The organism is Polaromonas naphthalenivorans CJ2, from assembly GCF_000015505.1.
Lineage (GTDB): Bacteria > Pseudomonadota > Gammaproteobacteria > Burkholderiales > Burkholderiaceae_C > Polaromonas > Polaromonas naphthalenivorans.
The window spans coordinates 1,475,869-1,498,069 of sequence record NC_008781.1; the positions used below are offsets into that span (position 1 = coordinate 1,475,869).

At 61.8% G+C, this 22,201-nt stretch carries 21 protein-coding genes; 7 read left to right on the top strand and 14 right to left on the bottom strand.

Going from position 1 to position 22,201, the window contains the following annotated elements; all coding sequences use genetic code 11:
* Positions 1-57: 57 nt before the first annotated feature.
* A complete protein-coding gene (gene rpsU / locus PNAP_RS06945; protein WP_011484193.1) occupies positions 58-270 on the bottom strand; it encodes a 30S ribosomal protein S21 in 213 nt (70 codons plus the stop codon).
* 255 nt (positions 271-525) lie between these two features.
* Here rpsU and PNAP_RS06950 point away from each other — a divergent pair, with 255 nt between their 5' ends.
* Together PNAP_RS06950 and PNAP_RS06955 are read left to right on the top strand one after the other, a co-directional pair.
* Positions 526-831, top strand: a complete 306-nt coding sequence (locus PNAP_RS06950) for a type II toxin-antitoxin system HigB family toxin (RefSeq protein ID WP_011800794.1) — start codon at positions 526-528, stop codon at positions 829-831.
* Entirely contained in the window at positions 828-1,211 is a 384-nt protein-coding gene (locus PNAP_RS06955; RefSeq protein ID WP_011800795.1) for a helix-turn-helix domain-containing protein, read from the top strand. Before PNAP_RS06950 ends, PNAP_RS06955 begins: the two co-directional genes overlap by 4 nt.
* Positions 1,212-1,316: 105 nt before the next feature.
* On the opposite strand, the gene PNAP_RS25595 is transcribed toward PNAP_RS06955, so the two are convergent.
* The 3 genes from PNAP_RS25595 to PNAP_RS28235 all read right to left on the bottom strand — a co-directional run bounded on the left by PNAP_RS25595 (position 1,317) and on the right by PNAP_RS28235 (position 2,918).
* The gene (locus tag PNAP_RS25595; protein WP_011800796.1) at positions 1,317-1,535 is read right to left on the bottom strand and encodes a DNA translocase FtsK; all 219 of its coding nucleotides are present in this window, start codon (positions 1,533-1,535) and stop codon (positions 1,317-1,319) included.
* 116 nt (positions 1,536-1,651) lie between these two features.
* Entirely contained in the window at positions 1,652-2,689 is a 1,038-nt protein-coding gene (locus tag PNAP_RS06960; protein ID WP_011799840.1) for an IS630 family transposase, read from the bottom strand.
* Positions 2,690-2,726: 37 nt separating this feature from the next.
* Positions 2,727-2,918, bottom strand: a complete 192-nt coding sequence (locus PNAP_RS28235; protein ID WP_198140678.1) for an Nmad2 family putative nucleotide modification protein — start codon at positions 2,916-2,918, stop codon at positions 2,727-2,729.
* A gap of 36 nt (positions 2,919-2,954) precedes the next feature.
* On the opposite strand from PNAP_RS28235, the gene PNAP_RS06965 reads away from it, so the two are divergent.
* The 3 genes from PNAP_RS06965 to PNAP_RS06975 all read left to right on the top strand — a co-directional run bounded on the left by PNAP_RS06965 (position 2,955) and on the right by PNAP_RS06975 (position 6,919).
* Positions 2,955-4,235: an IS5 family transposase gene (locus tag PNAP_RS06965; protein WP_011800797.1), complete on the top strand. Its 1,281-nt coding sequence runs from the start codon at positions 2,955-2,957 to the stop codon at positions 4,233-4,235.
* A 204-nt stretch (positions 4,236-4,439) separates the two neighbouring features.
* The gene (locus PNAP_RS06970) at positions 4,440-5,507 is read left to right on the top strand and encodes an IS110 family RNA-guided transposase (RefSeq protein ID WP_011799848.1); all 1,068 of its coding nucleotides are present in this window, start codon (positions 4,440-4,442) and stop codon (positions 5,505-5,507) included.
* A 371-nt stretch (positions 5,508-5,878) separates the two neighbouring features.
* Positions 5,879-6,919, top strand: a complete 1,041-nt coding sequence (locus PNAP_RS06975) for an IS110 family RNA-guided transposase (protein WP_011799849.1) — start codon at positions 5,879-5,881, stop codon at positions 6,917-6,919.
* A gap of 404 nt (positions 6,920-7,323) precedes the next feature.
* Here the strand turns inward: PNAP_RS06975 and PNAP_RS06980 are convergent, their stop codons facing one another.
* From PNAP_RS06980 to nirB, 10 genes are all read right to left on the bottom strand, one after another.
* The gene (locus tag PNAP_RS06980) at positions 7,324-8,229 is read right to left on the bottom strand and encodes a helix-turn-helix transcriptional regulator (protein ID WP_011800799.1); all 906 of its coding nucleotides are present in this window, start codon (positions 8,227-8,229) and stop codon (positions 7,324-7,326) included.
* Between the two features lie 32 nt (positions 8,230-8,261).
* Positions 8,262-8,507 carry a hypothetical protein gene (locus PNAP_RS06985; protein ID WP_011800800.1) on the bottom strand — a complete coding sequence of 82 codons (246 nt, stop codon included), beginning with the start codon at positions 8,505-8,507 and terminating at the stop codon, positions 8,262-8,264.
* 79 nt (positions 8,508-8,586) lie between these two features.
* The gene (locus PNAP_RS06990; RefSeq protein ID WP_011800801.1) at positions 8,587-9,834 is read right to left on the bottom strand and encodes a BaiN/RdsA family NAD(P)/FAD-dependent oxidoreductase; all 1,248 of its coding nucleotides are present in this window, start codon (positions 9,832-9,834) and stop codon (positions 8,587-8,589) included.
* A gap of 144 nt (positions 9,835-9,978) precedes the next feature.
* Complete coding sequence (locus PNAP_RS06995) at positions 9,979-10,971, bottom strand: hypothetical protein (protein ID WP_011800802.1); 993 nt, start codon at positions 10,969-10,971, stop codon at positions 9,979-9,981.
* 66 nt (positions 10,972-11,037) lie between these two features.
* Complete coding sequence (gene cobA, locus PNAP_RS07000) at positions 11,038-11,823, bottom strand: uroporphyrinogen-III C-methyltransferase (protein WP_011800803.1); 786 nt, start codon at positions 11,821-11,823, stop codon at positions 11,038-11,040.
* Positions 11,820-12,725: a DNA-binding protein YbiB gene (gene ybiB / locus PNAP_RS07005; protein ID WP_011800804.1), complete on the bottom strand. Its 906-nt coding sequence runs from the start codon at positions 12,723-12,725 to the stop codon at positions 11,820-11,822. The genes cobA and ybiB overlap by 4 nt, the downstream gene beginning before the upstream one ends.
* Before the next feature lie 53 nt (positions 12,726-12,778).
* Positions 12,779-15,646, bottom strand: a complete 2,868-nt coding sequence (locus PNAP_RS07010) for a nitrate reductase (RefSeq protein WP_011800805.1) — start codon at positions 15,644-15,646, stop codon at positions 12,779-12,781.
* 30 nt (positions 15,647-15,676) lie between these two features.
* Positions 15,677-16,099 carry a nitrite reductase small subunit NirD gene (gene nirD, locus PNAP_RS07015; RefSeq protein WP_011800806.1) on the bottom strand — a complete coding sequence of 141 codons (423 nt, stop codon included), beginning with the start codon at positions 16,097-16,099 and terminating at the stop codon, positions 15,677-15,679.
* A gap of 16 nt (positions 16,100-16,115) precedes the next feature.
* On the bottom strand, positions 16,116-16,907 hold the full coding sequence (locus PNAP_RS07020) for a type IV pili methyl-accepting chemotaxis transducer N-terminal domain-containing protein (protein WP_011800807.1): 792 nt from the start codon (positions 16,905-16,907) through the stop codon (positions 16,116-16,118).
* 8 nt (positions 16,908-16,915) lie between these two features.
* The gene (gene nirB / locus PNAP_RS07025; protein WP_011800808.1) at positions 16,916-19,363 is read right to left on the bottom strand and encodes a nitrite reductase large subunit NirB; all 2,448 of its coding nucleotides are present in this window, start codon (positions 19,361-19,363) and stop codon (positions 16,916-16,918) included.
* 509 nt (positions 19,364-19,872) lie between these two features.
* On the opposite strand from nirB, the gene PNAP_RS07030 reads away from it, so the two are divergent.
* Both PNAP_RS07030 and PNAP_RS07035 read left to right on the top strand, forming a co-directional pair.
* Positions 19,873-20,313, top strand: coding sequence for a CBS domain-containing protein (locus PNAP_RS07030; protein WP_011800810.1), 441 nt, complete (start codon positions 19,873-19,875; stop codon positions 20,311-20,313).
* Positions 20,314-20,407: 94 nt separating this feature from the next.
* Positions 20,408-22,156 carry a bifunctional protein-serine/threonine kinase/phosphatase gene (locus PNAP_RS07035; protein WP_011800811.1) on the top strand — a complete coding sequence of 583 codons (1,749 nt, stop codon included), beginning with the start codon at positions 20,408-20,410 and terminating at the stop codon, positions 22,154-22,156.
* The last annotated feature ends 45 nt before the right edge of the window (positions 22,157-22,201 follow it).

The window sequence follows — 22,201 nt, forward strand, 5'->3', positions numbered from 1 at the left end:
CCCGCAGAGCGTCCTCTTGCGGGCTTGAGCTGCCGTGAGGCAAGTACTAATGATGGATCAGTACAGCTTCTTGGGCAACTGCATGGCGCGAATGCGCTTGTAGTTGCGCTTGACGGCGGCTGCCTTCTTGCGCTTGCGCTCGGCGGTTGGCTTTTCGTAGAACTCACGCGCACGCAAGTCGGTCAGCAGGCCGAGTTTTTCGATGGTTCGCTTGAAGCGGCGCAGAGCGACGTCAAAGGGTTCGTTGTCTTTTACGCGAATGGTGGTCATTGATGAATTGATCCAAAAGATGCACCTTAATTGATCTGATCAGGATCAGGCCAGGTGCGGGTTTGCTAGCAAAGCCTAAGATTATAGCAGTCTGGAAATCAGACCCAACTGCGCATCATACAGCCAGCTCAACCCGCCGCGCCGCCAGCGCCTGCGCGCAGGCAAAACCGCTGGCCCAGGCCCACTGGAAGTTGTAGCCGCCGAGCCAGCCGGTCAATTTCGTCAGTTGGTCCCAATTTGGGACTAAAATATAGCATGCGTGTGATCTCAAAAGCAACATTGGTGGAGTTCTGGCTCAGGCATCCGGCGTCAAGGCAGGCCTTGCAAACCTGGTTTGAAGATGCCCACCACGCGCAGTGGAAGACTCCGCAGGACATTAAGCTTCGGTATGCCAGCGCCAGCTTCGTGGCAGCGAACCGGGTGGTGTTCAATATCAAGGGCAACGAATTCCGCCTGGTGGTGGCCGTGGCCTACCGCTTTGAGGCCCTTTACATCAAGTTTGTCGGCACGCACGCACAGTACGACGCCATCGACGCTGCCACCGTGGAGAATCAACCGTGAAAAAGCCAGACCGCTACCCCATTCGTCCCATCCGTACCGACGCCGATTACCGTGCCGCACTCGCACTGGTGGCGCCTTATTTTGACAACGAGCCCGAGATTGACAGTGATGCGGGCGCGCATTTTGAGGCCATGCTGACCTTGATCGAAGCGTATGAGGCCAAGCATTACCCCATCAGCCCGCCTGATCCGATAGAGGCGATTCTGTTTCGCATGGAGCAGCAGGGGCTCAAACCCAAAGACCTGGAGCCCATGATTGGGCAGCGCAACCGGGTGTACGAGGTGTTGAACCGCAAGCGAAAGCTGACGCTGGCGATGGTGTGGCGCCTGCATGTCGGACTGGGCATTCCGGCGGAGAGCTTGATTCGGCAGCCGGGGTGAGAGGATCAGAACTATTACTAAACGGTCATCAGCGCATCCCGTCATTGAGCAGCATGGCATCTTCGTTGTAAAGCAAGCGAAAGCAATCAACCTGAACGTATCAAGCTAATCCCGTCCGTTGGTTTCGCCCGTCAGCATGCTTCTCCAACCATTTTCATCCCTGGCTGTGACAATTTCACCCTCCATCGCCTCAATTAACCCGATAGCTCGGTTGTATCCAAGTTTGAATCTTCTCTGCGCATGTGAAACAGACGGATTTTTGGTTTCGATGACCAATTGTTTTACCGTCTCGTACAGCGGGTCTTGTTTTGCTGGGTGGTTCATTTTGCTTACTGCGGATAGCGGTAGTGAAACTCGTGTTCCGAGGAAAACTGTGCATTCACTTTTACGCCGCCAATGTGTTCAAAAATCATGCTTTATTGATCCGGCCCGATGAAGTATTAAGCGGCATAGCGAACACGCCGATCCTGAAAGTAGGCGATAACTCGCTCAGGCGTGCGCTCGAGCAGAGCCATGTGCTCGTTGGCGGCATCGCGTAATTTGGCTTTGCTGCGCGCCGGTACGCGTTTGCCCATCTCCTGCTTCAGATCCGCATTGAGGCGTTCCTCCGGATTGAGCTGAGGGCTGTAGCTGGGCAGATAAAACAGCTCAATTTCGTCCCTGTGGTTAGCCACCCAGGCCTTGACGATTTTGCTGTGATGAACCCGCAGGTTGTCCAGTATCAAAAATACCTTTTTGCCCGCATCCTTGACCAGTGCCCGCAGGAATTCGATGAGCTTGTCCGCGTCAAACGCATCGTCAATGATCATCCAGCGGGTTTTCCCCTGGTTAGTCACCGTGGCAATCATCGAGAGCTTTTGCCGGGTGCCTCCCACGGTTCTGGCCACCGGTGTCTTTCCAGCAGGCGCAAAGCTTCTACCGCGCACATCGGTGTTCACCAGCGCCGTCTCGTCACCCCAATGGATTTCAGCGCCTTCCTGGCGGGCGCGTTGCTCTATCGCCGGGTACTCGCCTTCGAGCCAGGCCTGCACCGCTTCAGGGCTTTGTTCGTAGGCTCGCCTGATGGGCTTTTGGGGCGTAAAACCCCAGCGGGCCAGGTACTTGCCAACGCTGCGCACCTGCAGCTCGATGCCGTACTCCTGCTCGATGAGCTGGCCTACGGCCGCCCGGCTCCACAGGAAAAAATCCATCTTGAGCTGCTCAGGGCGTTGATCGATGATGCTGCGCTGAAGGCTGTCCTCCTGAGCCTGGCTCAGGGTGCGCCCCAGACCTTGAGTGCGCCCACGCAAGGCCGGTCGTATTGCTGGCCAGCCGCCCTCATCGAACAGGTCGATGCACCTGCGCACAGCCGGGTAGCTCAAACCCGTCATGGAGACAATTTGCATGACGCCCATTGCCCTTTTATGCAGTCTCACGACTTGCTTGCGCCGCTCGTGAAGCTGCTCCAGCGTCTGCTTTCTTGCATTTTCTTTTTCCATCTTTCTTCGATAGAGAAAATTCAGTAAAGTTCATACTTCATTGGGCCGGATCAATAGTTCGGCGAATACCTGGCTTGCAGGTTGCCAAAGTGAGCGTTCCGTGAAACGGGTTGGGAGCAAATCCAGAGTCATGTGTCATTAAATACCATCTGAAATACTCGCAAGTTCTTGATCCGTCTGGGGAATTTACGGATTTATGAGGGCTGAATTTGCAAGAAAATAATGCCATCCATTTGATTTCTTGCAAATTTCGACGAGGTTTTTCATGGGACCCAGACCGCGCGCACCGCAAACGGGCGAGCTGCCTCGCCCCCGACTGGACGAGCAACTCAAGATGAGCCACCCTCTGGTTCGGCTGGCAAAGCTGATGAACTGGGAGGAGATCGAGCGCAGTTTTGGCGCCCACTTCACGTCAAGCCGGGGGCGCCCTGCATTGCGCCCTCGCCTGGTCGCGGGGCTCCTGTATCTGCAGCACGCCAACGACGCCTCGGACGAAGCGGTGGTGGCGACGTGGCTGGAGAACCCCTACTGGCAGTACTTTTGCGGCGAGACCTATCTGCAAACAGAGCTGCCCATTGACCCGTCGAGCTTGAGCCGCTGGCGAAAGCGTATCGGTGAAGAAGGCGTTGAGGTGTTGCTCGCCGTCACCATCGAGGCGGCCCGCGAGGCTGGGCTGATCAAAAAGGCGAGCCTCAAACGGATCATTGTCGATACCACCGTGATGCCCAAAGCCATCGCCCATCCCAGCGACAGCGCGCTGCTGGAGAAAAGCCGCCAGCACCTGGTCAGGCTCGCTGATGAACACCATCTGCAATTGCGCCAGAACTGCAACCGGCAGGCGCCGCGCATGGCCGCGCAGATCGGCCGCTACGCCCACGCCAGGCAGTTCAAGCGCATGCGCAAAGCCCTCAAGGCGCTCAGGAGCCGGGTGGGCCGCGTGTACCGCGAAGTCATCCGCAAGCTCCATGAACTGCCAGAGCCAGCGCGGCGCAAAGCGCAGGAACTGCTGCACCGCGTGAGCCGCATCCTGACGCAACAACCCAGGGACAAGCGCAAGCTGTATGCGCTGCACGCACCGGAGGCAGAGTGCATCTCCAAGGGAAAAGCCAGGACGCCGTACGAGTTCGGCGTCAAGGTCAGCATTGCCACGACCTTGAAAGAAGGTCTGGTGGTGGGCTGCAGGAGCATGCCGGGCAATCCGTACGACGGGCACACGCTCGATGAGGCGATTGAGCAGGTCGAAATCCTCGCCGAGAAAAGACCCGGCATTGCCATCGTGGACAAGGGCTACCGGGGCGCGCAGGTCCAGGGGGTGCAGATTCTGCGCTCAGGTCAGCGCCGGGGCATCACCCGGACCCTGAAGGCGATGATCAAGCGGCGAAGCGCCATTGAGCCGACCATTGGGCACATGAAAACGGACGGACGGCTGGCTCGAAATCCACTCAAGGGCGCGCTTGGCGATGCGCTGCATGCCGTGCTGTGTGGTGCGGGCCACAACATCCGGCTGATGCTCAGGCAGCTTCATGTCTCTCCTGTCGCGCCGTAAAACTGAATTATTCAGATGGTATGGACGTCCCCACCTTTACCGATGCCAAGCTGTCGAGGAGATCGAACCCAATGATGGGGAGCCCCGCAGCCACGGCATCGATGTGAATACGAGGGACTTCCCACTTCCTGGTTACGGCATCAAAGTGCCAAGATTGAAGTGCTGGAAAGTCAATCTGCAACCACTATTGGAAGGAGAAGTCCCATGAGCAACATTACACGAGTCGGCGTTGATTTGGCCAAGAATGTTTTCCAGGTTCACGCTGTGGATGCCAGTGGCAACGTGGTCACTAACCGGATGCTCAAGCGTGACCGATTTCTGGCATGGTGTTGCGATCTGCCGCCCGGCTGCCTGGTCGCGATGGAAGCTTGCAGTGGCGCCCATCACTGGTGTCGGCAACTCCGCGATCGAGGCCTGGACGCCAGGATGATTGCAGCCCAGTTCGTTGCGCCGTACCGTATTCAGGGCAAGAGCGGCAAGAACGATGCCAACGATGCAGCAGCGATTTGCGAGGCGGCCTCAAGACCGCACATGAATTTCGTGCCGCCCAAGACCCTTGCTCAGCAAGGCATGCTGTGCGTGCATCGCCTGCGTGAAGGGCTCAAACAAGAGCGCACTGCCTGCATCAACCGAATCCGAGGTTTGCTGGCCGAGTTTGGCATCGTTCTGCCTCAAAGCCCACAGGTGCTGCGACAACACTTGAGTGACCTGATTGAGGATGCTGGCAATGACATCGCCGGCATGGCACGGCTGGTTCTGCAAAGAGCGCAAGAGCACTGGCGAGAAATCGAAGAGCACGTCCAGTGGTGCGACCAGCGCATTGCCGCTCATCAGAAGGACGATGAGCAGGTCCAGCGCGCAGCAGAGCTCAAGGGCATTGGACCCGTCACCGCCTCAGCGGTCGTGGCGACGGTGGGCGACTTCAAGCAGTTCAAGAACGCAGCGCAGTTCGGCGCCTGGCTGGGGCTGACACCGAAGCAAAACTCCAGCGGAGGCAAGTCAAGTCTGAGCAGCATCACCAAACGGGGCAGCAATTACTTGCGCGGCTTGCTGATTCAGGGCGCCAAGTCAGTCGTTTTGGTTGGCAAGCACAACGACGATCCCATCTCACAGTGGGCGCAGCGCCTTCGCGAGCGATGTGGGTGGCAAAAAGCCGTCGTGGCCTTGGCCAACAAGAACGCCCGGATTTTGTGGGCCGTCATGACGAAGGAAAAGCGCTATGACGCCTTTCACGTCAGCATCCCACCTTCAGCCATTGCCGCCACAGCGTAAGACGATATGTGAGACATCGCACGACTGTATTGACCTCTGAACCTTTTTCTTGCCAGACGTGAAATCGCAGATGCTTTGAGCAGGTCAGACCGGTAGCAGGCAAGCTCGATACTTTGGCTGTGGGCCGTAGGCACCACGAAGTGTGAATGGAGCCCTGCTGCGCGGTTGGTATCTGGGGCCGCACCGCCAAGTGCAGCAAGCCCGCCTGTAGATGTGCAAGTCTGTTCCTCGTTTGAAGCCAGCCGGTTTGCGTCAGCCGCAAGGAATACCGTTTTCAAGAAGAAATTTCAAACCGGCCCTTGACTGGCTGGGAAGTCCCTGTAGCCAAAGTAGAGATTCGTCGTCACCACTTGGAAACTGGAGGCTCCATCATGAAGATTACCGCACAACTGCCCGTCGTTGGAATGGACATTGCCAAGAATGTGTTTCAGATTCATGCCGTTGATCCGGAAACAGGCGAGATCGAGCGCATCAAGCTCAAGCGCGCCAAGGTGGCCGAGTTCTTCGCCAACCGCCAGCCCTGCCTGGTTGCCCTGGAGGCTTGCGGCGGAGCCCACCACTGGGGACGAACGCTGGCAGCCCAGGGCCACCAAGTCAAGCTGCTGCCAGCCAGACAGGTCAAGGCCTTCGTGCTGCGTGACAAGACCGATGCGCGCGATGCCCAGGCGATCTGGGTCGCGGCCCAGCAGCCGCACATCCATGAGGTGCCCGTCAAGAGCGAGCCGCAGCAGGCTTGCCTGGCCCTGCACCGCATGCGCGCCCAGCTGATGAAGATGCGCATCATGCAAACCAACGCCCTGCGTGGGTTGCTCTGCGAGTTCGGCATCGTGCTGCCCGAAGGCCATCGCATCTTGCTGCAGCGCATTCCCGGTGAACTGGCCCAGGCGCAGGACAAGCTGCCTGGCGTGCTCATCGAGAGCATGCAGGAGCAGCTCAGCCGCATTGAGCGGCTGCAGCAAGACATCGATCACATCGACAGGCGCCTGGCAGCGCTGGGCAAACAAGACCAGCATATGCTGGCCTTGCAGGCGGTGCCGGGCATTGGCCCTCTCACGGCCACGGCCTTGGCGGCCACAGCCACCGACATCTCCGGCTTTCACTCGGGCCGGCAGTTTGCCGCATGGCTGGGCTTGACGCCCAGGCAGAGCGGCACGGGCGGCAAGATCCGCCAGCTGGGCATCTCCAAGCGAGGCGATCCATATGTGCGAACGCTGCTGATGCACGGGGCCAGGGCCATTATTGCCAGGACGCAGCGAACAGGCTGGATCACCGCGCTGCTGGCCCGCAGGCCCTACAGCGTGGTGGTCGCGGCCTTGGCCAACAAGCTGGCGCGCACCGCCTGGGCGGTGCTGACCAAAGGCAAGGCCTTTGATCAGCTCAGATGGAATCCGGCCGCTGCGGTGGCTGCCTGAGCAGTTCCACCACTGTGGTTAACAACGCGGCGATGATGCAAATGTTTTGAAGGAGAGCCAGGCAAAAAGCAAAGTGATGGGTCAACAGGTCATACCGGGACAGGAGCACTCCGATAGTCCGCATGGGCACAAAGCCCGATATTCAGATGGGAGCCTTGTCCGCGAATGCCATCCGGGCCAGCAGGAAAACAAGCCTGCACAAACAGGCCGCATATAAGACTGCAACCTCCGTTGAACCTTTACTCTGCCAATGCTTGCTTTCTGGGGGGCGTCCATATAAGCGTGAACTAAATAAGAGAAAAGTCTTGACATTTTTGTTGTTTCCTTTGTTTTTAAAAACTTTTAAGTGGTTTTTATATTGAGTTACGCGTGACCTCCATCACCGCATCCCCAAACCCCAGCAATCACCAGTCCAGCATATCCGACTCCACCACCGTCGCCGTAATCTCATAAGCATCCTCCAGTTCCACCACCTGCTGATTGGTAGACAGCGGGCATTCGACGATGTGCAGCCCGGCTCCTTTCTCAATCCGGAAACTCAGGCGGATTTTCGTGCCATCGCCATAACCAAAGCGTCCATCGTCATCAAACTGCTTGAGGTTGAAATCCTTGGGGCGCTCAAACGTCAGCGTTGACGCTTTGGCCGATATAAAGCGGTGCAGCGCCAGGCAGCGTTCGTTGTCATAGCCATCGAATCGGCAAACCAGGTACATGCGCGGCCCCTGCTGCGCCAGACCCAGCGGCATGACCTTGGAGGTTTTTCTATTACCCTCGGCATTTTGATAATCCACCTCCAGCCATTGGTCGCCATACAGTGCATTGCTGACCTGCTCGAAGACTTCGGGATTAATTTTGGGTGGCAGCAGCGGCTGGCTGGTGCTGACCACGCGCACTTTGTCCAGCCATTCGCGCTCGCGCTGAGGCGTGCCTTTGTCTCCCAGCTGGCTGCGCGCCTGGCTGAAAAAGTTATTCATGGATTTCATCAGCCGAGCCGGCAGCAGGCTGCCCAGTTGCTGCTCGGCCAGCGTGAGCAGCAGGGATTCCTGTGGGCTCAGCCCTTGCATGGAGAAACTTCGGGCGCCCTCTTTCCAGCAATAACGGTAGGGCTTGCTGCTGTTATTGCATTCGATGCCGCTGAATTCGGTTAGCGTTTGCAGCAGGCGCTGGATGGTTCGTGGCTCCCGCTCGAAACCGGCTTCGCGCAGTTGCAGGCGCAATTCGTTTGCCGTAACCGTGCCGCGCCTAGGAATGCGGTGCAGCAACTCAAGGGAAAGCCGGAGGGTTTCCAGTGTATCCGGGCGTTTGGCCATGGCTCAACGCTTTGGGGCGAGATGCCTGACTTTCAATCCACCGCCCAGCCCGCTTCCAGCAAAGCTTCCACGTCTTCAAACAGCCAGTCGCCGCCACCTGTTTTGGAGCGCAGCAGCAGGCGGCTATTGAATAAATCTTCCAGCGCCGCAAAGGCATAGCCCCGTGTGGCGTGCTTGAAATGCAGGCGGCCATCGGGCGTGATGGGCATTTCTTCAATGGCGTCGCGGGTTTGCTGCCGCAGGCTGTCGGACCAGGGAGAGGTGGCGTGGTTTGTCATGGCGGGATGAGGGTGGAAGTGAGGGGTTCACCGCATTGTCATCCGGCCTGCGTCAAATTGTGTCGCAGGTGGCGACGGGTTACGCCACCTGCTCAACCCGCCGCGCCGCCAGCGCCTGCGCGCAGGCAAAACCGGACGCCCAGGCCCACTGGAAGTTGTAGCCGCCGAGCCAGCCGGTCACATCGACCACTTCGCCGATGAAATACAGCCCCGGCTGTTTCGACTCCATGGTTTGCGATGACAGGTCGCGGGTATCGACGCCGCCGACCGTGACTTCGGCCTTTTTATAGCCTTCCGAGCCGTTGGGCGTGAGCTGCCAGTCGCCCAGCCGCTGCGCCAGCGCCTGCAGGGCCTTGTCGGTGGCGTCGCTGATCGGGCGCTGCAGGGCCGGGTCTTCGCTGACCCAGGCGTCGGCCAGGCGGCTGGGCACCAGGCTGGCCAACTCGTTGGCAATCAGTTTGCGGGATGTTGCCTTAGCGCGCAGCAGCAGGGCGGCCAGGTCCACGCCCGGCGCCAGGTTGACGCGAATCGGCTGGCCTTCGCGCCAGAAGCTTGAAATCTGCAGCACCGCCGGGCCGCTCAGGCCCCGGTGCGTGAACAGCAGGTCTTCGGAAAATACCACGGCCTTTTTGCGCTGCTTGGGCGTAGCCTCCGGCGGGCCGGTTTCGATTTTCACCGGCAGCGCCAGGCCGGCCAGCTGGGCATACGGCGCCCAACTGTCGCCCTCAAAAGTCAGCGGTACCAGCGCGGCCCTGGGCTCGACCAGGCGCAGGCCGAACTGCCTGGCGATACGGTAGCCAAAATCGGTTGCGCCGATTTTCGGAATCGACAGGCCGCCGGTGGCAATCACCACCTGGGGCGCTTCGATCAGCCCCCGGCTGCTCTCGATTTGGTAGCTGGTAGCGCCCGCCTGCTCTGCGCAAAGCACCGTTTTGATGCTGCAGGACTGCCAGCGCGTGACCTGGCCGGCGTCGCATTCGGCGAGCAGCATGTTGATCACGTCTTCGGCGGAGCGGTCGCAAAAAAGCTGTCCCTTGTGCTTTTCATGAAAGGGAATGTCGTGGCGCTGCAGCAACTCGATGAAATCCTGCGGCGTGTAGCGCGACAGGGCGGAGCGGCAAAAGTGCGGGTTCTCGCTCAGGAACTGGGCCGGCGTGGCGTCACGGTTGGTGAAATTGCAGCGTCCGCCGCCCGAGATGCGGATTTTTTCGGCCACCTTGTCGCTGTGGTCCACGAGCAAGACCTTCAGGCCCTGCCGGCCCGCCTGGCCGGCGCAAAACAGCCCGGCCGCGCCGGCGCCTATCACCACCACATCAAATTTATGCATCAAACAAGCCTTTTGCGCAGGTTGGGCGGGCGCAGGCAGCTATGGAAAACATAGCGTTCCGGCTGCGCCTCGTTGCTGCGTCTTTTGAAACACGGGAGTGTAGCCGCGCGCTGGCCGCGACGCCCGTTTCAACGCTTCAGGCCGTCACTGCTTGACAATCACCGGCTGAATCGTGAAGACGCTGGCATTTTTCGGCTCCACCGTCACGCGCACCCAGTGAATCTGCGGGCTGCCAAAGGTTTGCAGGCGCGTCAGGTTGGCCAGCAGTTTGGTCGGGCTGTAGAGCGGCTTGTCCATCTTGAAGAAATGCGTGTCGCCATGCACCAGCAGCACCTGGCCGGGGAACTGCTCGGTCTCCTGAACCACGCTGTCGATGAAGTTGCGGTAGCCGCTGACGCGCGGCGCCTGGCTTTCGTCGGCGTCTTCGGTTTCGGGCAGGTCAAAGCCGGGGTCGGCCTGAATCACCAGCACCAGGCCGCGCGCTTTTTTTGCCTTGGCGGCCTTGAAGGCTTGCTGCATCCAGCTGACGTTGGCGGCGTCGCGCTCCAGGTATTCGGCGTTGCTGGCCTCGCACTGCTGCGGGGTGCGTGCGCTTTTGTTGGCGCAATCCTTTTCGTCAACAATTTTGTTGTTGTTGCTGCCGGGCACGTTGAGCGTGACAAACATGATGCCGCGATGGCTGAAATAGGTGTTTTCAACAAATTTTTCGCCCGGCTGGCCTTGATGCGCCAGCGGCATCTGGCGCTGGCCCAGGCTGGCGGCCGTCGGGAACATGGTTTTGCGCAGGTGGGCGAGGCGTTCGAGTCCGTCGTAGCCGCCATTGTTCAGCCGGTGGCAGTCGGTCCATTCGTTGTCGCCGGGCACATAGACCACGGGGTTTTTCATCTGGCCGAACATGCCAAGGGCCGACTCGTAAATGTCATCGGTGCATTTGGAGCTGCCATCCTTGATGTCCCCGTCGTAAATCGAGAAGGCGATGTCGGACTGGTTGATGCTTTTGAGCAGTGCCGGGATTTTTGAGTCGTCACCGGCCTTTTTGTAAGGCATGTCACCCCACAGGCCGAATGAAAAGGTTTGGGCCTGGGCGCAACTCAGGCTCAGGGCCAGCAGCGCGCCGGCAAGAAAACGGGTTGACATCGCAAGCCTCCATCTAAAAGGCGCAAGCGTAGTAAGCCCGTGTGACGTGGATGTGACCTCGGTGTGCTAAACCCGGCGTCTGAGGCCCTGCGCGCTGCTGTCCCGGGACGCCTCTTCGACCTGCGCCAGGCCGCTGATGACATCGCCGACCACGATGACCGACGGGCTGGCCAGGCCGGACAGGCTGATGTCATAAGCCAGCCGGCCCAGCGTGGTGGTGATGTGGCGCTGGCTGGACAGGGAGGCGTTCTGGATCACGGCGACCGGCGTGTCGGCGGGCAGGCCGCTCAGCAGTTCATTCTGGATGCGTTCGGCGCCGCTCACGCCCATGTAGATCACCAGCGTCAGCCGGGCGCTGTGCGCGGTGGCGGCCAGCGCCCGCCAGTCGGTGCCGGCATCGCCGGGCTTGGCATGGCCGGTGACGAACACCACGCCATGCGCATGCTGGCGGTGCGTCAGCGGCACGCCCAGCGAGGTGACGGCGGCCAGCCCGGCGGTGATGCCGTTGACGACCTCAACCCGGATGCCTGCGGCCTGCAGGTGTTCGACCTCTTCGCCGCCCCGGCCGAAAATGAAGGGATCGCCGCCCTTGAGCCGGACGACGTTTTCGCCTTCCCTGGCGGCCATGACCATGAGTTTTTCAATGAAGGCCTGCGGCGTCGATTTGCAGCCGCCACGCTTGCCGACATAGACGATGCGGGCGCCGGACGAGGCAAACGCCACGATCTCCGCGCTGACCAGGTCATCGACAAAAAGCACGGTGGCATTCTGGATGGCCTTGAGGGCTTTGAGGGTGAGCAGTTCCGGATCGCCGGGGCCTGCGCCCACAAGGGTGACTTTGCTGTTGTTCATAATTGCCTGACAAGTTGCAAGATATGTTCCACCTGCTGCGCAATCGACGGCGGCAGGGGGCTGTCGCCCGCCAGCACCGACTGGATATAGGCCGCCGTGCTGCTGGCGTCGATGGCCTTGGGTAGATCAGGCACGGAGGGCAGGGTTCCCTTCACGCCTTCGTGGGCCAGCACGCGCTGTCCCTTGACAAAGCCCTGCATCTGCGGCGAGCGGCGCGGGTCGGCCACGCCTTCGCCTTCGGTGCCGCGCAGCAGCAGCGCATCGGCCTGGACGAGCTCGAAGGTGGCCGCCATGGACAGCGCGTATTCTGGATGCGTGTAGCTGCTGACGACCAGCGCCTTGCCGGCCACCGGATTCATCAGCTTGACCAGGCTGTGCGCCGGATTGCGCAGGCCGACCGCGCGGCGCACGTCGAGCAGGCGCTTGAGCGCCGGACTGAGCAGTTCGGTGGGCGCGAACACCACTTCGCCGGGTGCTATGGGTTTGATAGCTGTCAGCGCTTGCGTACCTAGCGCAGACAGCACTTCCGATGAAAAAACACGGCTCGATTCGGTGGGCGTTCCATGCACCAGCACGCTCAGGCCCTCACGGGCCAGCAGCAGCGCCAGCAGCGGCGTGAGCACCGGCAGCTTGCGCGCACCGTTGTAGCTGGGCAGCACCACGGTGGGGCCGTCGCTGGCGGGCAGCAGGTTGAGGCGCTGGTGCACGGCGTCGAGAAAGCCAGCCATTTCCTCGGGGGTTTCGCCCTTGATGCGCATGGCCAGGCAAAAGCCGCCGATTTCCAGGTCGGTGACCACGCCGTCGAGCACCTGGCCCAGCAGGTCGGCGGCCTGCGCGCGTGACAGGGGACGGGCGCCGTCCTTGCCGCGCCCGATTTCTTTGATGTAGTGGCTGATGCTCATGCGGCGATTGTCCGTGAATGCAGATGACTTGCTGTGTTATGCGCTTAATGCGCTTAAGCCACTTGCTTGATCGGGATGACGCTGCGCGGCGATGCTGGCGTATCGATGGCCGTGCCGCTGGCCGAACGCAGCCGGCGCTTCAGCTCGGGAACGCACGAGCCGCAACTGGTGCCGCATTTCAGGGCGCCCTGCAAGGATGCCAGCCGGGCTTCATCGGTGTCCGCCTGCCCCAGAAGTGCCAGATGCTCGTCGATGGCCGTGTCGGTGACGTTCAGGCAGCTGCACACCACCTTGCCGCGCGACTGGACCGCCACCGGTGGCTTGGCGCCCGGCAGCAGCAGCAGCCGGCCGTAGGCCTGCGCGGGCAGCTCGTCCTTGAGCAGAGTGGTGATCCAGGCCTGGGCGCTGGTGTCTCCGGCCAGCACAAAGCCGGTCAGCTCGGCATTGTCATGGGTGCGCGCTAGCCGTATCGTGCGGCGCTGGCCTTTCTTGCGGTCGGCATAGCGCAGGATGTAGGAGCCGTTGAGGCCGAAAATCCGCTCCAGCAGGGCCAGGATTTCTTCGCCGGGCGCTTCATGGGCCGCTGCGCGAAACAGCAAGCCGGTGCGCTCACCCTGGCGATCCGTCAAAGGCTTGTTGTTGGAAAACGGCACGCAGCTGGCAAAGGGAAATGCCGTCAGCAGGGCCTTGAGCTGTTCATGGGCGGCCAGAGCATCGCCTTCGTCGAACCAGGCCATGGCCAGCAGCGACCAGGGCAGTTCGGCCTTCAAGATCTTGACGGCTGCATGCTTGAGTTCGGGTTGCTTGGAACTGGGGCAGTAGGCCGAAGTGGTCAGGGCGTTGACACCTGCCAGGGGCTGGCCGATGCTGGACTGGCCGCTCAGGTATTCGCTGCCCCAGTGCATCGCCATGAAGGCCTGGCTGACCGCGACTTCGGGCGAAGCCTGCACCGGCACGATGATGGAGCCGCGCTTGGAGGTGACATGCACCAGCTCGCCTTCCTTCAGCAGGCGTCGCGCCATGTCCTGCACGTTCATCTGGATGGACGGTTCGGCCACATGGCCGAACAGGCGGCCCAGCGTGCCGGTGCGGCTCATGCCGTGCCACTGGTCGCGCAGGCGGCCGGTGGTCAGCGAGAACGGATAGCGCGACTCGCGCGGCTCGGCGACCGGCTTGTACACGGTGTTGACGAAGCGCGCCTTGCCATCGGGCGTGGGGAAAATGCCGTCTTCATAGAGGCGCGCCTTGCCGGTGGTTTCGCCTTCTTTCAGCGGCCATTGCCGGGGCGCCTGCTCCAGCATGGCGTAGCTCATGCCGGTGATGTCCAGGTCGCGGCCGCGCGTTGATTCGCGGTGCTCGTTCCAGATGGTTTCGACGCCAAGCGCCGGGTCTGTCAGTGAATAGGGGAACAGGGCGCCGGGACTGCGTCCGGGCAGCAGCCGTTCGAGCCTTTGGGCAAACGCTGCCGCAATCGACCAGTCGTGGCGCGTCTCGCCGGGCGCCGCCACGGCGGGCCGGACCCGGCTGATGCAGCGTTCGCTGTTGGTCACGGTGCCGGTCTTTTCGCCCCAGGTGGTGGCGGGCAGCAGCAGATCGGCCCAGGCGCATGTCGCCGTGGTGGCAAAGGCTTCCTGAACGATGACCAGCTCGGCGCGCTCCAGCGCGCGGCGCACCAGGGCCTGGTCGGGCATCGACTGCGCCGGGTTGGTGCAGGCAATCCAGAGCGCCTTGATTTCGCCATCGGCGGCGGCCTGGAACATCTCGACAGCCGTCTTGCCCGGCTTTTCGGGCACGCTGGGCACGCCCCAGAGCGCGGCGACTTCGGCGCGGTGATCGGGATTGGACAGGTCGCGGTGCCCGCTCATCAGGTTGGCCATGCCGCCGACTTCGCGCCCGCCCATGGCGTTCGGCTGGCCGGTCAGGGAAAACGGTCCGGCGCCGGGCTTGCCGATTTGCGCGGTCGCCAGGTGCAGGTTGATCAGCGCGGCATTCTTGGCCGTGCCGCTGCTCGACTGGTTCAGGCCCTGGCAGTACAGGCTGAGCGTGGCGGCCGAGGTGGCGAACAGCCGGGCGGCGGCAAACAGGTCTTCCTTCCTGATGCCGCAAGTCTGGGCCACCAAGTCGGGCGTGCAGTCGCGCACCGTGGCCTTCAGCGCGTCGAAGTCATGGGTGTGCGCCGCGATCCAGGCCGGGTCCGTCCAGCCTTCCCACAGCATGATGTGCAGCATGCCGTTGAACAGCATCACATCGGTGCCGGGCTGCAGCGGCAGGTAGAGGTCGGCGATTTCGGCGGTGTCGGTGCGGCGCGGGTCGCAGTAAATGATGCTCAGCGCCGGGTTGGCGGTCTTGGCGTCTTCAATGCGCCGGAACAGGATCGGATGCGCATAGGCGGTGTTGCTGCCGACGATGAACAGGCACTGCGCATGCTTCACGTCGTCGTAGCAGGCCGGCGGCGCGTCGGCTCCAAGCGTCTGCTTGTAGCCGGCCACCGCGCTGCTCATGCACAGGCGCGAGTTGCTGTCGATGTTGTTGGTGCCGATCAGCCCTTTGGCCAGCTTGTTGAAGACGTAATAGTCTTCGGTCAGCAACTGGCCCGAGATATAAAAACCAACGGCGTCGGGTCCGTGCTCGCGGATGATTTGCGCGAAGCTCTCGCTGGCGAAGTCCAGCGCGCTGTCCCACGAGGCGCGTTGGGGCGCTTCGCTGCGGTGCTCGCGCCGCATCGGGTACAGCAGCCGCGTCTGCCGCGTGACCACGCTTGATGCGGTCAGGTGCAGGGTCGAGCCCTTGGTGCACAGCCGCCCGAAGTTGGCCGGATGGTCCGGATCGCCCCTGACGCCGGTGATGTCGTCGCCCTGCGATTCGATGATCACGCCACAGCCGACGCCGCAATAGGGACAGGTAGATCGCGTTTCAGTCATGGTGGCGGCTCCAAAAAAACGGGAACGGATTTACGAACTGTGAGGGGCCTGCACATCGAAGGTCTGGTCGCCCACGGCACCGGTGGACGCGCCCGGACCGGCACGGGGCGCCAGCAGGTCAATCGCCAGCGTCGCCAGCTCGACGGCATCCAGGTACACCTCTCCGGCATCGACCTTGCAGGCGAATTTGGGCGTGCAGCCTTCGTCGGGCGCCCGGGCGCAGCCGTCGGCCAGGCCGATGGTCATGTTGTGCAGCGGGCAGGCGACGGTTTCGCCGAAGACGATGCCCTGGCTCAGCGGGCCGCCCTTGTGCGGGCAGCGGTCGAGCAGTGCGAACACCTTGTCTTCGCTGCTGCGAAAGACGGCGACATTCATGCCCTGGGGCCGTGAGACACGGCGCGAGCCGAGCACGGGGATGTCATTGACCAGGCAGATTTTTTTCCATTCACTCATGATTTTGGCTCCTCGTTTATCCAAGAATGCGTGCGTACTGGGAGGTCACGTTGTCCATCACCTCCAGCAGGTTTTCGCTGGTAATAAATACATGCGATGCCGCTTTGCTGCTGCCAGCGCCGGCTTTCAGGGCATTGTTAAAAAACATCCACTGCCCGTCGGCCAGCGCCAGCGTCTGCTTGATCTCCGGGGTGGCTTCGGGCGCGTTGCGCAGCAGTTCCAGGGCCGGGATGAATTCTTCCCGGGCCTTGGCCATTTCACGCTGGCTGATGGCCGTGTCCACATTCCAGCTGTTGGCCAGGTAAAACTGCGCCATGCGCTGCGACAGCATGCGCTGGCGGCCGGCCACGTTGACCAGCTTGGCGCCGGGCTTGCTGGACTGCTGCTCGTAAAGCCCGGTGCCCTTGTGCGCCAGCGCCAGAACCTTGCCGGCCTGCTCCAGCAGCGGCTTGCCCTGGTTGTGCGAGGGGGACGTGCCCACCAGCAAGGCCTTGTAGCCTGACCAGGCGGCTTCGAGCTGCACATAGGTGTCGCGCGTATCGCCTGCGGGTGCAAAGGCCTTGAGTTCCGTCAACTGGCGGTCAAACAGCGCCATCGACTGGTCCAGCACGCGACGCGCGGACTCGACCTCGATGCCCAGGCCAAGGCTCATCCAGGCCTTGCCCATGCGTTGGGACAGCATGCGCTGGCGGCCCGCCTTGTTGATGGCATCGCCCAGGCTTTTTACCTGCGCATGGCCCGGAGTTGCGAGGGCCAGCGCCAGGGCGCTGCCGCAGAAGGTGCGGCGGTTGAATGCAGGGTGGGTCATGTTGCGCATCACTGGGCGGCAATGGTGGTGAACTGGCGCGTGTCCACGGATGCTTCCTTGAAGTCGAACCACGGATCGGGCTCGCCGTCGAGCGCGAACTGCAGTTGCTCCCACAGCGCCTTGCGGCCTTCGTGGTCGTCGAGGATTTTTTTCTTCACATGGTCCAGGCCGACGCGGTTGACGTAATGCACGGTGCGCTCCAGGTACCAGCCTTCCTGGCGGTACAGCTCGCAGAAGGCGCCGGTGTATTCGAGCACTTCGGCCGCTGTTTTGAGCTTGGTGAAGAAATGCGCGACTTCGGTCTTGATGCCGCCGTTGCCGGCGATGTACATCTCCCAGCCCGAATCGACGCCGATGATGCCGACGTCCTTGATGCCCGATTCGGCGCAGTTGCGCGGGCAGCCGCTGACGGCGAACTTGACCTTGTGCGGCGCGTACATGCGCCACATCGCGCGCTCCAGCATCTTGCCCATCTCGGTGCTGTCCTGCGTGCCCATGCGGCACCATTCGCTGCCGACGCAGGTCTTCACGGTGCGCAGCGCCTTGGCGTAGGCGTGGCCCGAGGGCATGCCGATGTCTTTCCAGACGTTCACCAAGTCTTCCTTTTTAACGCCCAGCAGGTCGATGCGCTGGCCGCCCGTGACCTTGACGGTCGGAATCTTGTACTTGTCCACCGCGTCGGCGATGCGGCGCAACTCGCTGGAATTGGTTTCACCGCCCCACATGCGCGGAATCACGCTGTAGGTGCCGTCTTTCTGGATGTTGGCATGGCTGCGCTCGTTGATGTAGCGGCTCTGCGGGTCGTCCTTGGCCTCTTTGGGCCAGGTGCTGGTGACGTAGTAGTTGACGGCCGGGCGGCAGCTGGCGCAGCCGTTGGGCGTGCGCCACTCCAGGAACTGGTAAACCTCGGTGATCGACAGCAGCTTGTTCTTGCGGATGGCGTCGCGCACTGCCTGGTGGCCGGCGTCGGTGCAGCCGCACATGGCCTTGAGCTTGGGCGTGGCCGAATAGTCGCCGCCGGCGGTGAACATCAAGATCTGCTCGACCAGCCCGGTGCACGAGCCGCAGCTGGCGCTGGCCTTGGTGTGCTTGCGCACTTCGTCGAGCGTGAACAGGCCTTTTTCCTTGATGGCCTTGCAGATCATGCCCTTGTTGACGCCGTTGCAGCCGCAGACCTCGTCACTGTCGGCCATGGAGGCGGCCTTGTTGTGGCCTTCGTGGCCACCGTCGCCGATGTTGGATTCGCCGAACATCAGCTTGTCGCGGATGCCCTCGATGCTGCGGCCGTCGCGCAGCAGCTTGAAGTAGTAGCTGCCATCGACCGTGTCGCCGTAGAGGCAGGCGCCGATCAGCTTGTCGTCCTTGATGACCAGCTTTTTATAAACGCCGCCGAACGGGTCGCTCATGATGATTTCCTCGGCGCCGTCGCCGCCCATGAACTCGCCGGCGCTGAACAGGTCGATGCCGGTGACTTTCAATTTGGTCGAGGTCAGCGAGCCGGTGTAGCGGCCAATGCCGTGCTGTGCCAGGTGGTTGGCCAGCACCTTGCCCTGCTCGAACAGCGGCGCCACCAGGCCGTAGGCAATGCCCCGGTGGGCGGCGCATTCGCCGACGGCGTAGATGCGCGCGTCGGTCGTGGTCTGCATCGTGTCGCTCACCACGATGCCGCGGTTGACGTACAGGCGCATCTTTTCGGCCAGCGCCGTGTTGGGGCGAATGCCGACGGCCATGCAGACCAGGTCGGCAGGGACTTCAGTCCCATCCTTGAACTTGACCGACTTGACGCGGCCGTCCTCGCCGCCGACGAGTTCCTGCGTTTGGCCGCCGATCAAAAATTTCATGCCGCGCTCTGTTAGCGATTTTTGCAGCAGCTTGCCCGCGACTTCGTCGAGCTGTCGCTCCATCAGCGTCGGCATGACATGCACCACGGTGACCTGCATGCCGCGCTTCATCAGGCCGTTGGCCGCTTCCAGCCCGAGCAGGCCGCCGCCGATGACGACGGCGTGCTTGTAAACGGCGGCGGCGTCGATCATGGCCTGCGTGTCGGCGATGTCGCGGTAGGCCAGCACGCCTTTCAAGTCCTTGCCCGGAATCGGCAGGATGAAGGGATTGGAGCCGGTGGCCATGATCAGGCGGTCGTATTCGGCGCTGACGGTTTCACCTGCGGCATTGCTGGCATGCACCACGCGGCGCACGCGGTCCACGCTGGTCACGGTCCAGCCGGCGTGCAGCGTGATGTGGTTGTCCGTGTACCAGGACCAGTCGTTGAGGACGATTTCTTCGAGCGTCTGTTCGCCGGCCAGCACGGGCGAGAGCAGGATGCGGTTGTAGTTGGGATGCGGCTCGGCGCCGAATACCGTGATGTCATAGAGGTCGGGCGCAATCTTGAGCAGTTCTTCAAGCGCACGCACGCCGGCCATGCCGTTACCAATCATTACCAGTCTGGATTTTTTCATCATGACACCCGTAGGCAGTTCGGAAAACAAAAAAGGCGTCCACACGAGACAGCAAAGGCCTGGAAAGCCTGCTCATCCGTGGGGACGCCATCGTCCTGTCTGCCCAATCCGCCATTGCACCGGGCCTACATGCGGCCAGCATTGACCGCGACTTGATTCAAGCAAGCGGCGTGCCATGTCTGCTGATTTGACAAAATCCTAATGAAAAATGCTGTTTGCGCATGCCAGGCAAGTCATGTAAGCTATTAAATTGATAGCGTCAAATGCGTTGGGGAAAAAACTGTCGTGGTGCATTCGCGCCTTGAAATTGTGCATCGCACCATGGCGGTTTGAGGCATGTTGGCCAAGCCGGGGTTTGAATGCGGATTCGCGGTGAATCGCCCTGCAAGCGGCATGCAGGATGTGGTGCAATGAATACTTGGCGCTGTGGGCACAAGCCTCTTGCATTGCCTGTGCATATGGCCTGAAACTCGCATGTACATCTGCATGATTTCAACAGGGAGATATTTATGACCGCGGTTGCCGACATTCTCAAATCCAAGGGCGGGGCCGCCGTTCACACGATCAGGCCGGACGACTCGGTCTTCGACGCCCTGAAGTGCATGGCCGACAAGGGCATTGGTGCCTTGCTGGTGATGGAGGGCGATGCGATTGTCGGCATCGTCACCGAGCGCGACTATGCCCGCAAGATTGCGCTCAAGGGGCGCACCTCGGCGCTGACGCAGGTGCGCGATGTCATGACCACCTCGGTGATGTTTGTCCAGCCCACGCAGACCAGCGAAGAGTGCATGGCGCTGATGACCGACAACCGGCTGCGCCATTTGCCCGTGGTTCAGGACAACCGGCTGGTTGGCCTGATCTCCATCGGCGATCTGGTCAAGGACATCATCTCCGAGCAGAAGTTCGTCATCGAGCAACTCGAACACTACATCACCGGCCAGCGCGGCTGAAAATTCCGGGGTATCAAGGCTCAAGCCCGACGGTGCCCCATGATTTTCAAGGGGGTGCACCAAATTTGGGCATGCGATTTGCTAGTCTTGGTGCATGGCATTCAACATCGACATCGGTTTTACAACGCAGGCAGGCCGCAAGACCGGCAATGAAGACTTCTGCGCCGCCATGCTGCCTGATCCGGGGCAGGAAGGCATGGGTTCCATTGTGGCGATTGCCGATGGCGTCAGCAGCGGCGGCATGGGCCGCGAGGCTGCGCAGACAACAGTCACCAGTTTGGTGCGCGACTACTACGCCACGCCCGAAACCTGGGACACCACCGTGGCGCTGGACCGCATCATCGGTGCGCAAAACGCCTGGCTGTCCGGCATCAACCAGCGCCGCCAGCCCGTCCTGGGGCTGACCACGCTGACTGCGCTGGTGCTCTGCGGTCAGTCCTACACCCTGGCGCATGTGGGCGATTCGCGCGCCTACCTGCTGCGCGGCGGCGAGCTGCTGCAGCTCACCCACGACCATGTGATGAACCACCCTGATTTCAGGCACCAGTTGCTGCGCGCGGTGGGTGCTGAAGACCATGTGGTGGTGGACTACCTGCAGGGCGAGTTGCTGGTCGGCGACGTGTTCGTGCTGGTGACCGATGGGGTGCATGGCGTGATCGCTGACGGCCGGCTGAAGGAATTGTCCGATCTGCAGGCGCAGCCCAGCGCCCAGCTGGCCAGCCACAACCTGGTCAATGCAGCCCTGGCCGCGGGCAGCCAGGACAACGTCACCGCCGTCGTGGTGCGCGTCCTTAGCCTGCTGGACGCGACCTTGCCCGATGTCAGCCGAATGGCGCAGGCCCTGCCGATTCCGCCGCGCCTGAAGGTGGGCGAACTGATGGACGGCCTGCGCGTGACGGCCACCGTGGCCGACAGCGGCATCAACCTGCTGTACCAGGTGCGCGACCCGGCCAGCCAGGTTCTGTATGCGCTCAAGACCCTGCACCCCGACCGGGCGCATGACCGGGAGGAGCGCGCCATGCTGGCGCATGAGGCCTGGCTGGCCACGCGCATGCAAACCGGCCGCGCCGCCGACCATCTGGTTCACATTCACGAGCGCCTGCCGGCCGGCCGGGAGCGCACGGCGTTTTACCTGCTGTACGACTGGCACGCGGGTGAAACCCTGCAGCAGCAACTCGACCGTGGCCAGAAGTTCGGCGTGCGGCAAGCCCTGGCCGCCGCCACCCAGACCGCCCAGGCACTGGGCCGGCTGCACCGGCAGTGCGTCATCCACCGCGACATCAAGCCCGCCAACCTGCACCAGGGCGTGGACGGCGTGCTGCGCCTGCTGGACCTGGGCGTGGCGCTGAGCGGGCGCGAACCCGAGGCGATGCGCAAGCTGCACGCCGGCACGCCCAGCTTCATCAACCCGGAGCAGTGGGGTTACAGCGCCACAGCGGCAGACGGCCCGGAAGAGCTGCCCGACGCGCAAAGCGACCTGTTTGCGCTGGGCGTCACGCTGTACCAGCTGCTCACCACCCGCTTGCCCTACGGCGAAGTGCTGCCTTACCAGGTGGGCCGCTACTACCGCGACCCGGTGGCGCCCAGCCGCATCAGCCCCGAAGTGCCGATCTGGCTGGACCACATCGTGCTGAAAGCCGTGGCGCGCGACAAGCGAAAACGCTTTGAAACCGCCGAGGAGCTGCTGCTGGCGCTGGAGCGCGGCGCCTCCCGGCCGCTGACGGCGCCGCAGGCTTCTCCTTTGTTGCAGCGTGACCCGACGGCGGTCTGGAAGCTCGCGCTGGGGGTGTCGCTGCTGTTCAACCTGCTGCTGGTGTACTGGCTGCTGCTGTTGCCAAAATAAGCATTAAAAATGCCATTTACGCATACTCGGTATGCGCTGGCAGCT

Excerpts from the sequence above, each read along its gene's own strand:
- rpsU (WP_011484193.1), bottom strand. The coding sequence starts at position 270 with ATGACCACCATTCGCGTAAAAGACAACGAACCCTTTGACGTCGCTCTG.
- PNAP_RS06950 (WP_011800794.1), top strand. The coding sequence starts at position 526 with ATGCGTGTGATCTCAAAAGCAACATTGGTGGAGTTCTGGCTCAGGCAT.
- PNAP_RS25595 (WP_011800796.1), bottom strand. The coding sequence starts at position 1,535 with ATGAACCACCCAGCAAAACAAGACCCGCTGTACGAGACGGTAAAACAA.
- PNAP_RS06960 (WP_011799840.1), bottom strand. The coding sequence starts at position 2,689 with ATGGAAAAAGAAAATGCAAGAAAGCAGACGCTGGAGCAGCTTCACGAG.
- PNAP_RS28235 (WP_198140678.1), bottom strand. The coding sequence starts at position 2,918 with ATGGCATTATTTTCTTGCAAATTCAGCCCTCATAAATCCGTAAATTCC.
- PNAP_RS06965 (WP_011800797.1), top strand. The coding sequence starts at position 2,955 with ATGGGACCCAGACCGCGCGCACCGCAAACGGGCGAGCTGCCTCGCCCC.
- PNAP_RS06970 (WP_011799848.1), top strand. The coding sequence starts at position 4,440 with ATGAGCAACATTACACGAGTCGGCGTTGATTTGGCCAAGAATGTTTTC.
- PNAP_RS06975 (WP_011799849.1), top strand. The coding sequence starts at position 5,879 with ATGAAGATTACCGCACAACTGCCCGTCGTTGGAATGGACATTGCCAAG.
- PNAP_RS06980 (WP_011800799.1), bottom strand. The coding sequence starts at position 8,229 with ATGGCCAAACGCCCGGATACACTGGAAACCCTCCGGCTTTCCCTTGAG.
- PNAP_RS06985 (WP_011800800.1), bottom strand. The coding sequence starts at position 8,507 with ATGACAAACCACGCCACCTCTCCCTGGTCCGACAGCCTGCGGCAGCAA.
- PNAP_RS06990 (WP_011800801.1), bottom strand. The coding sequence starts at position 9,834 with ATGCATAAATTTGATGTGGTGGTGATAGGCGCCGGCGCGGCCGGGCTG.
- PNAP_RS06995 (WP_011800802.1), bottom strand. The coding sequence starts at position 10,971 with ATGTCAACCCGTTTTCTTGCCGGCGCGCTGCTGGCCCTGAGCCTGAGT.
- cobA (WP_011800803.1), bottom strand. The coding sequence starts at position 11,823 with ATGAACAACAGCAAAGTCACCCTTGTGGGCGCAGGCCCCGGCGATCCG.
- ybiB (WP_011800804.1), bottom strand. The coding sequence starts at position 12,725 with ATGAGCATCAGCCACTACATCAAAGAAATCGGGCGCGGCAAGGACGGC.
- PNAP_RS07010 (WP_011800805.1), bottom strand. The coding sequence starts at position 15,646 with ATGACTGAAACGCGATCTACCTGTCCCTATTGCGGCGTCGGCTGTGGC.
- nirD (WP_011800806.1), bottom strand. The coding sequence starts at position 16,099 with ATGAGTGAATGGAAAAAAATCTGCCTGGTCAATGACATCCCCGTGCTC.
- PNAP_RS07020 (WP_011800807.1), bottom strand. The coding sequence starts at position 16,907 with ATGACCCACCCTGCATTCAACCGCCGCACCTTCTGCGGCAGCGCCCTG.
- nirB (WP_011800808.1), bottom strand. The coding sequence starts at position 19,363 with ATGAAAAAATCCAGACTGGTAATGATTGGTAACGGCATGGCCGGCGTG.
- PNAP_RS07030 (WP_011800810.1), top strand. The coding sequence starts at position 19,873 with ATGACCGCGGTTGCCGACATTCTCAAATCCAAGGGCGGGGCCGCCGTT.
- PNAP_RS07035 (WP_011800811.1), top strand. The coding sequence starts at position 20,408 with ATGGCATTCAACATCGACATCGGTTTTACAACGCAGGCAGGCCGCAAG.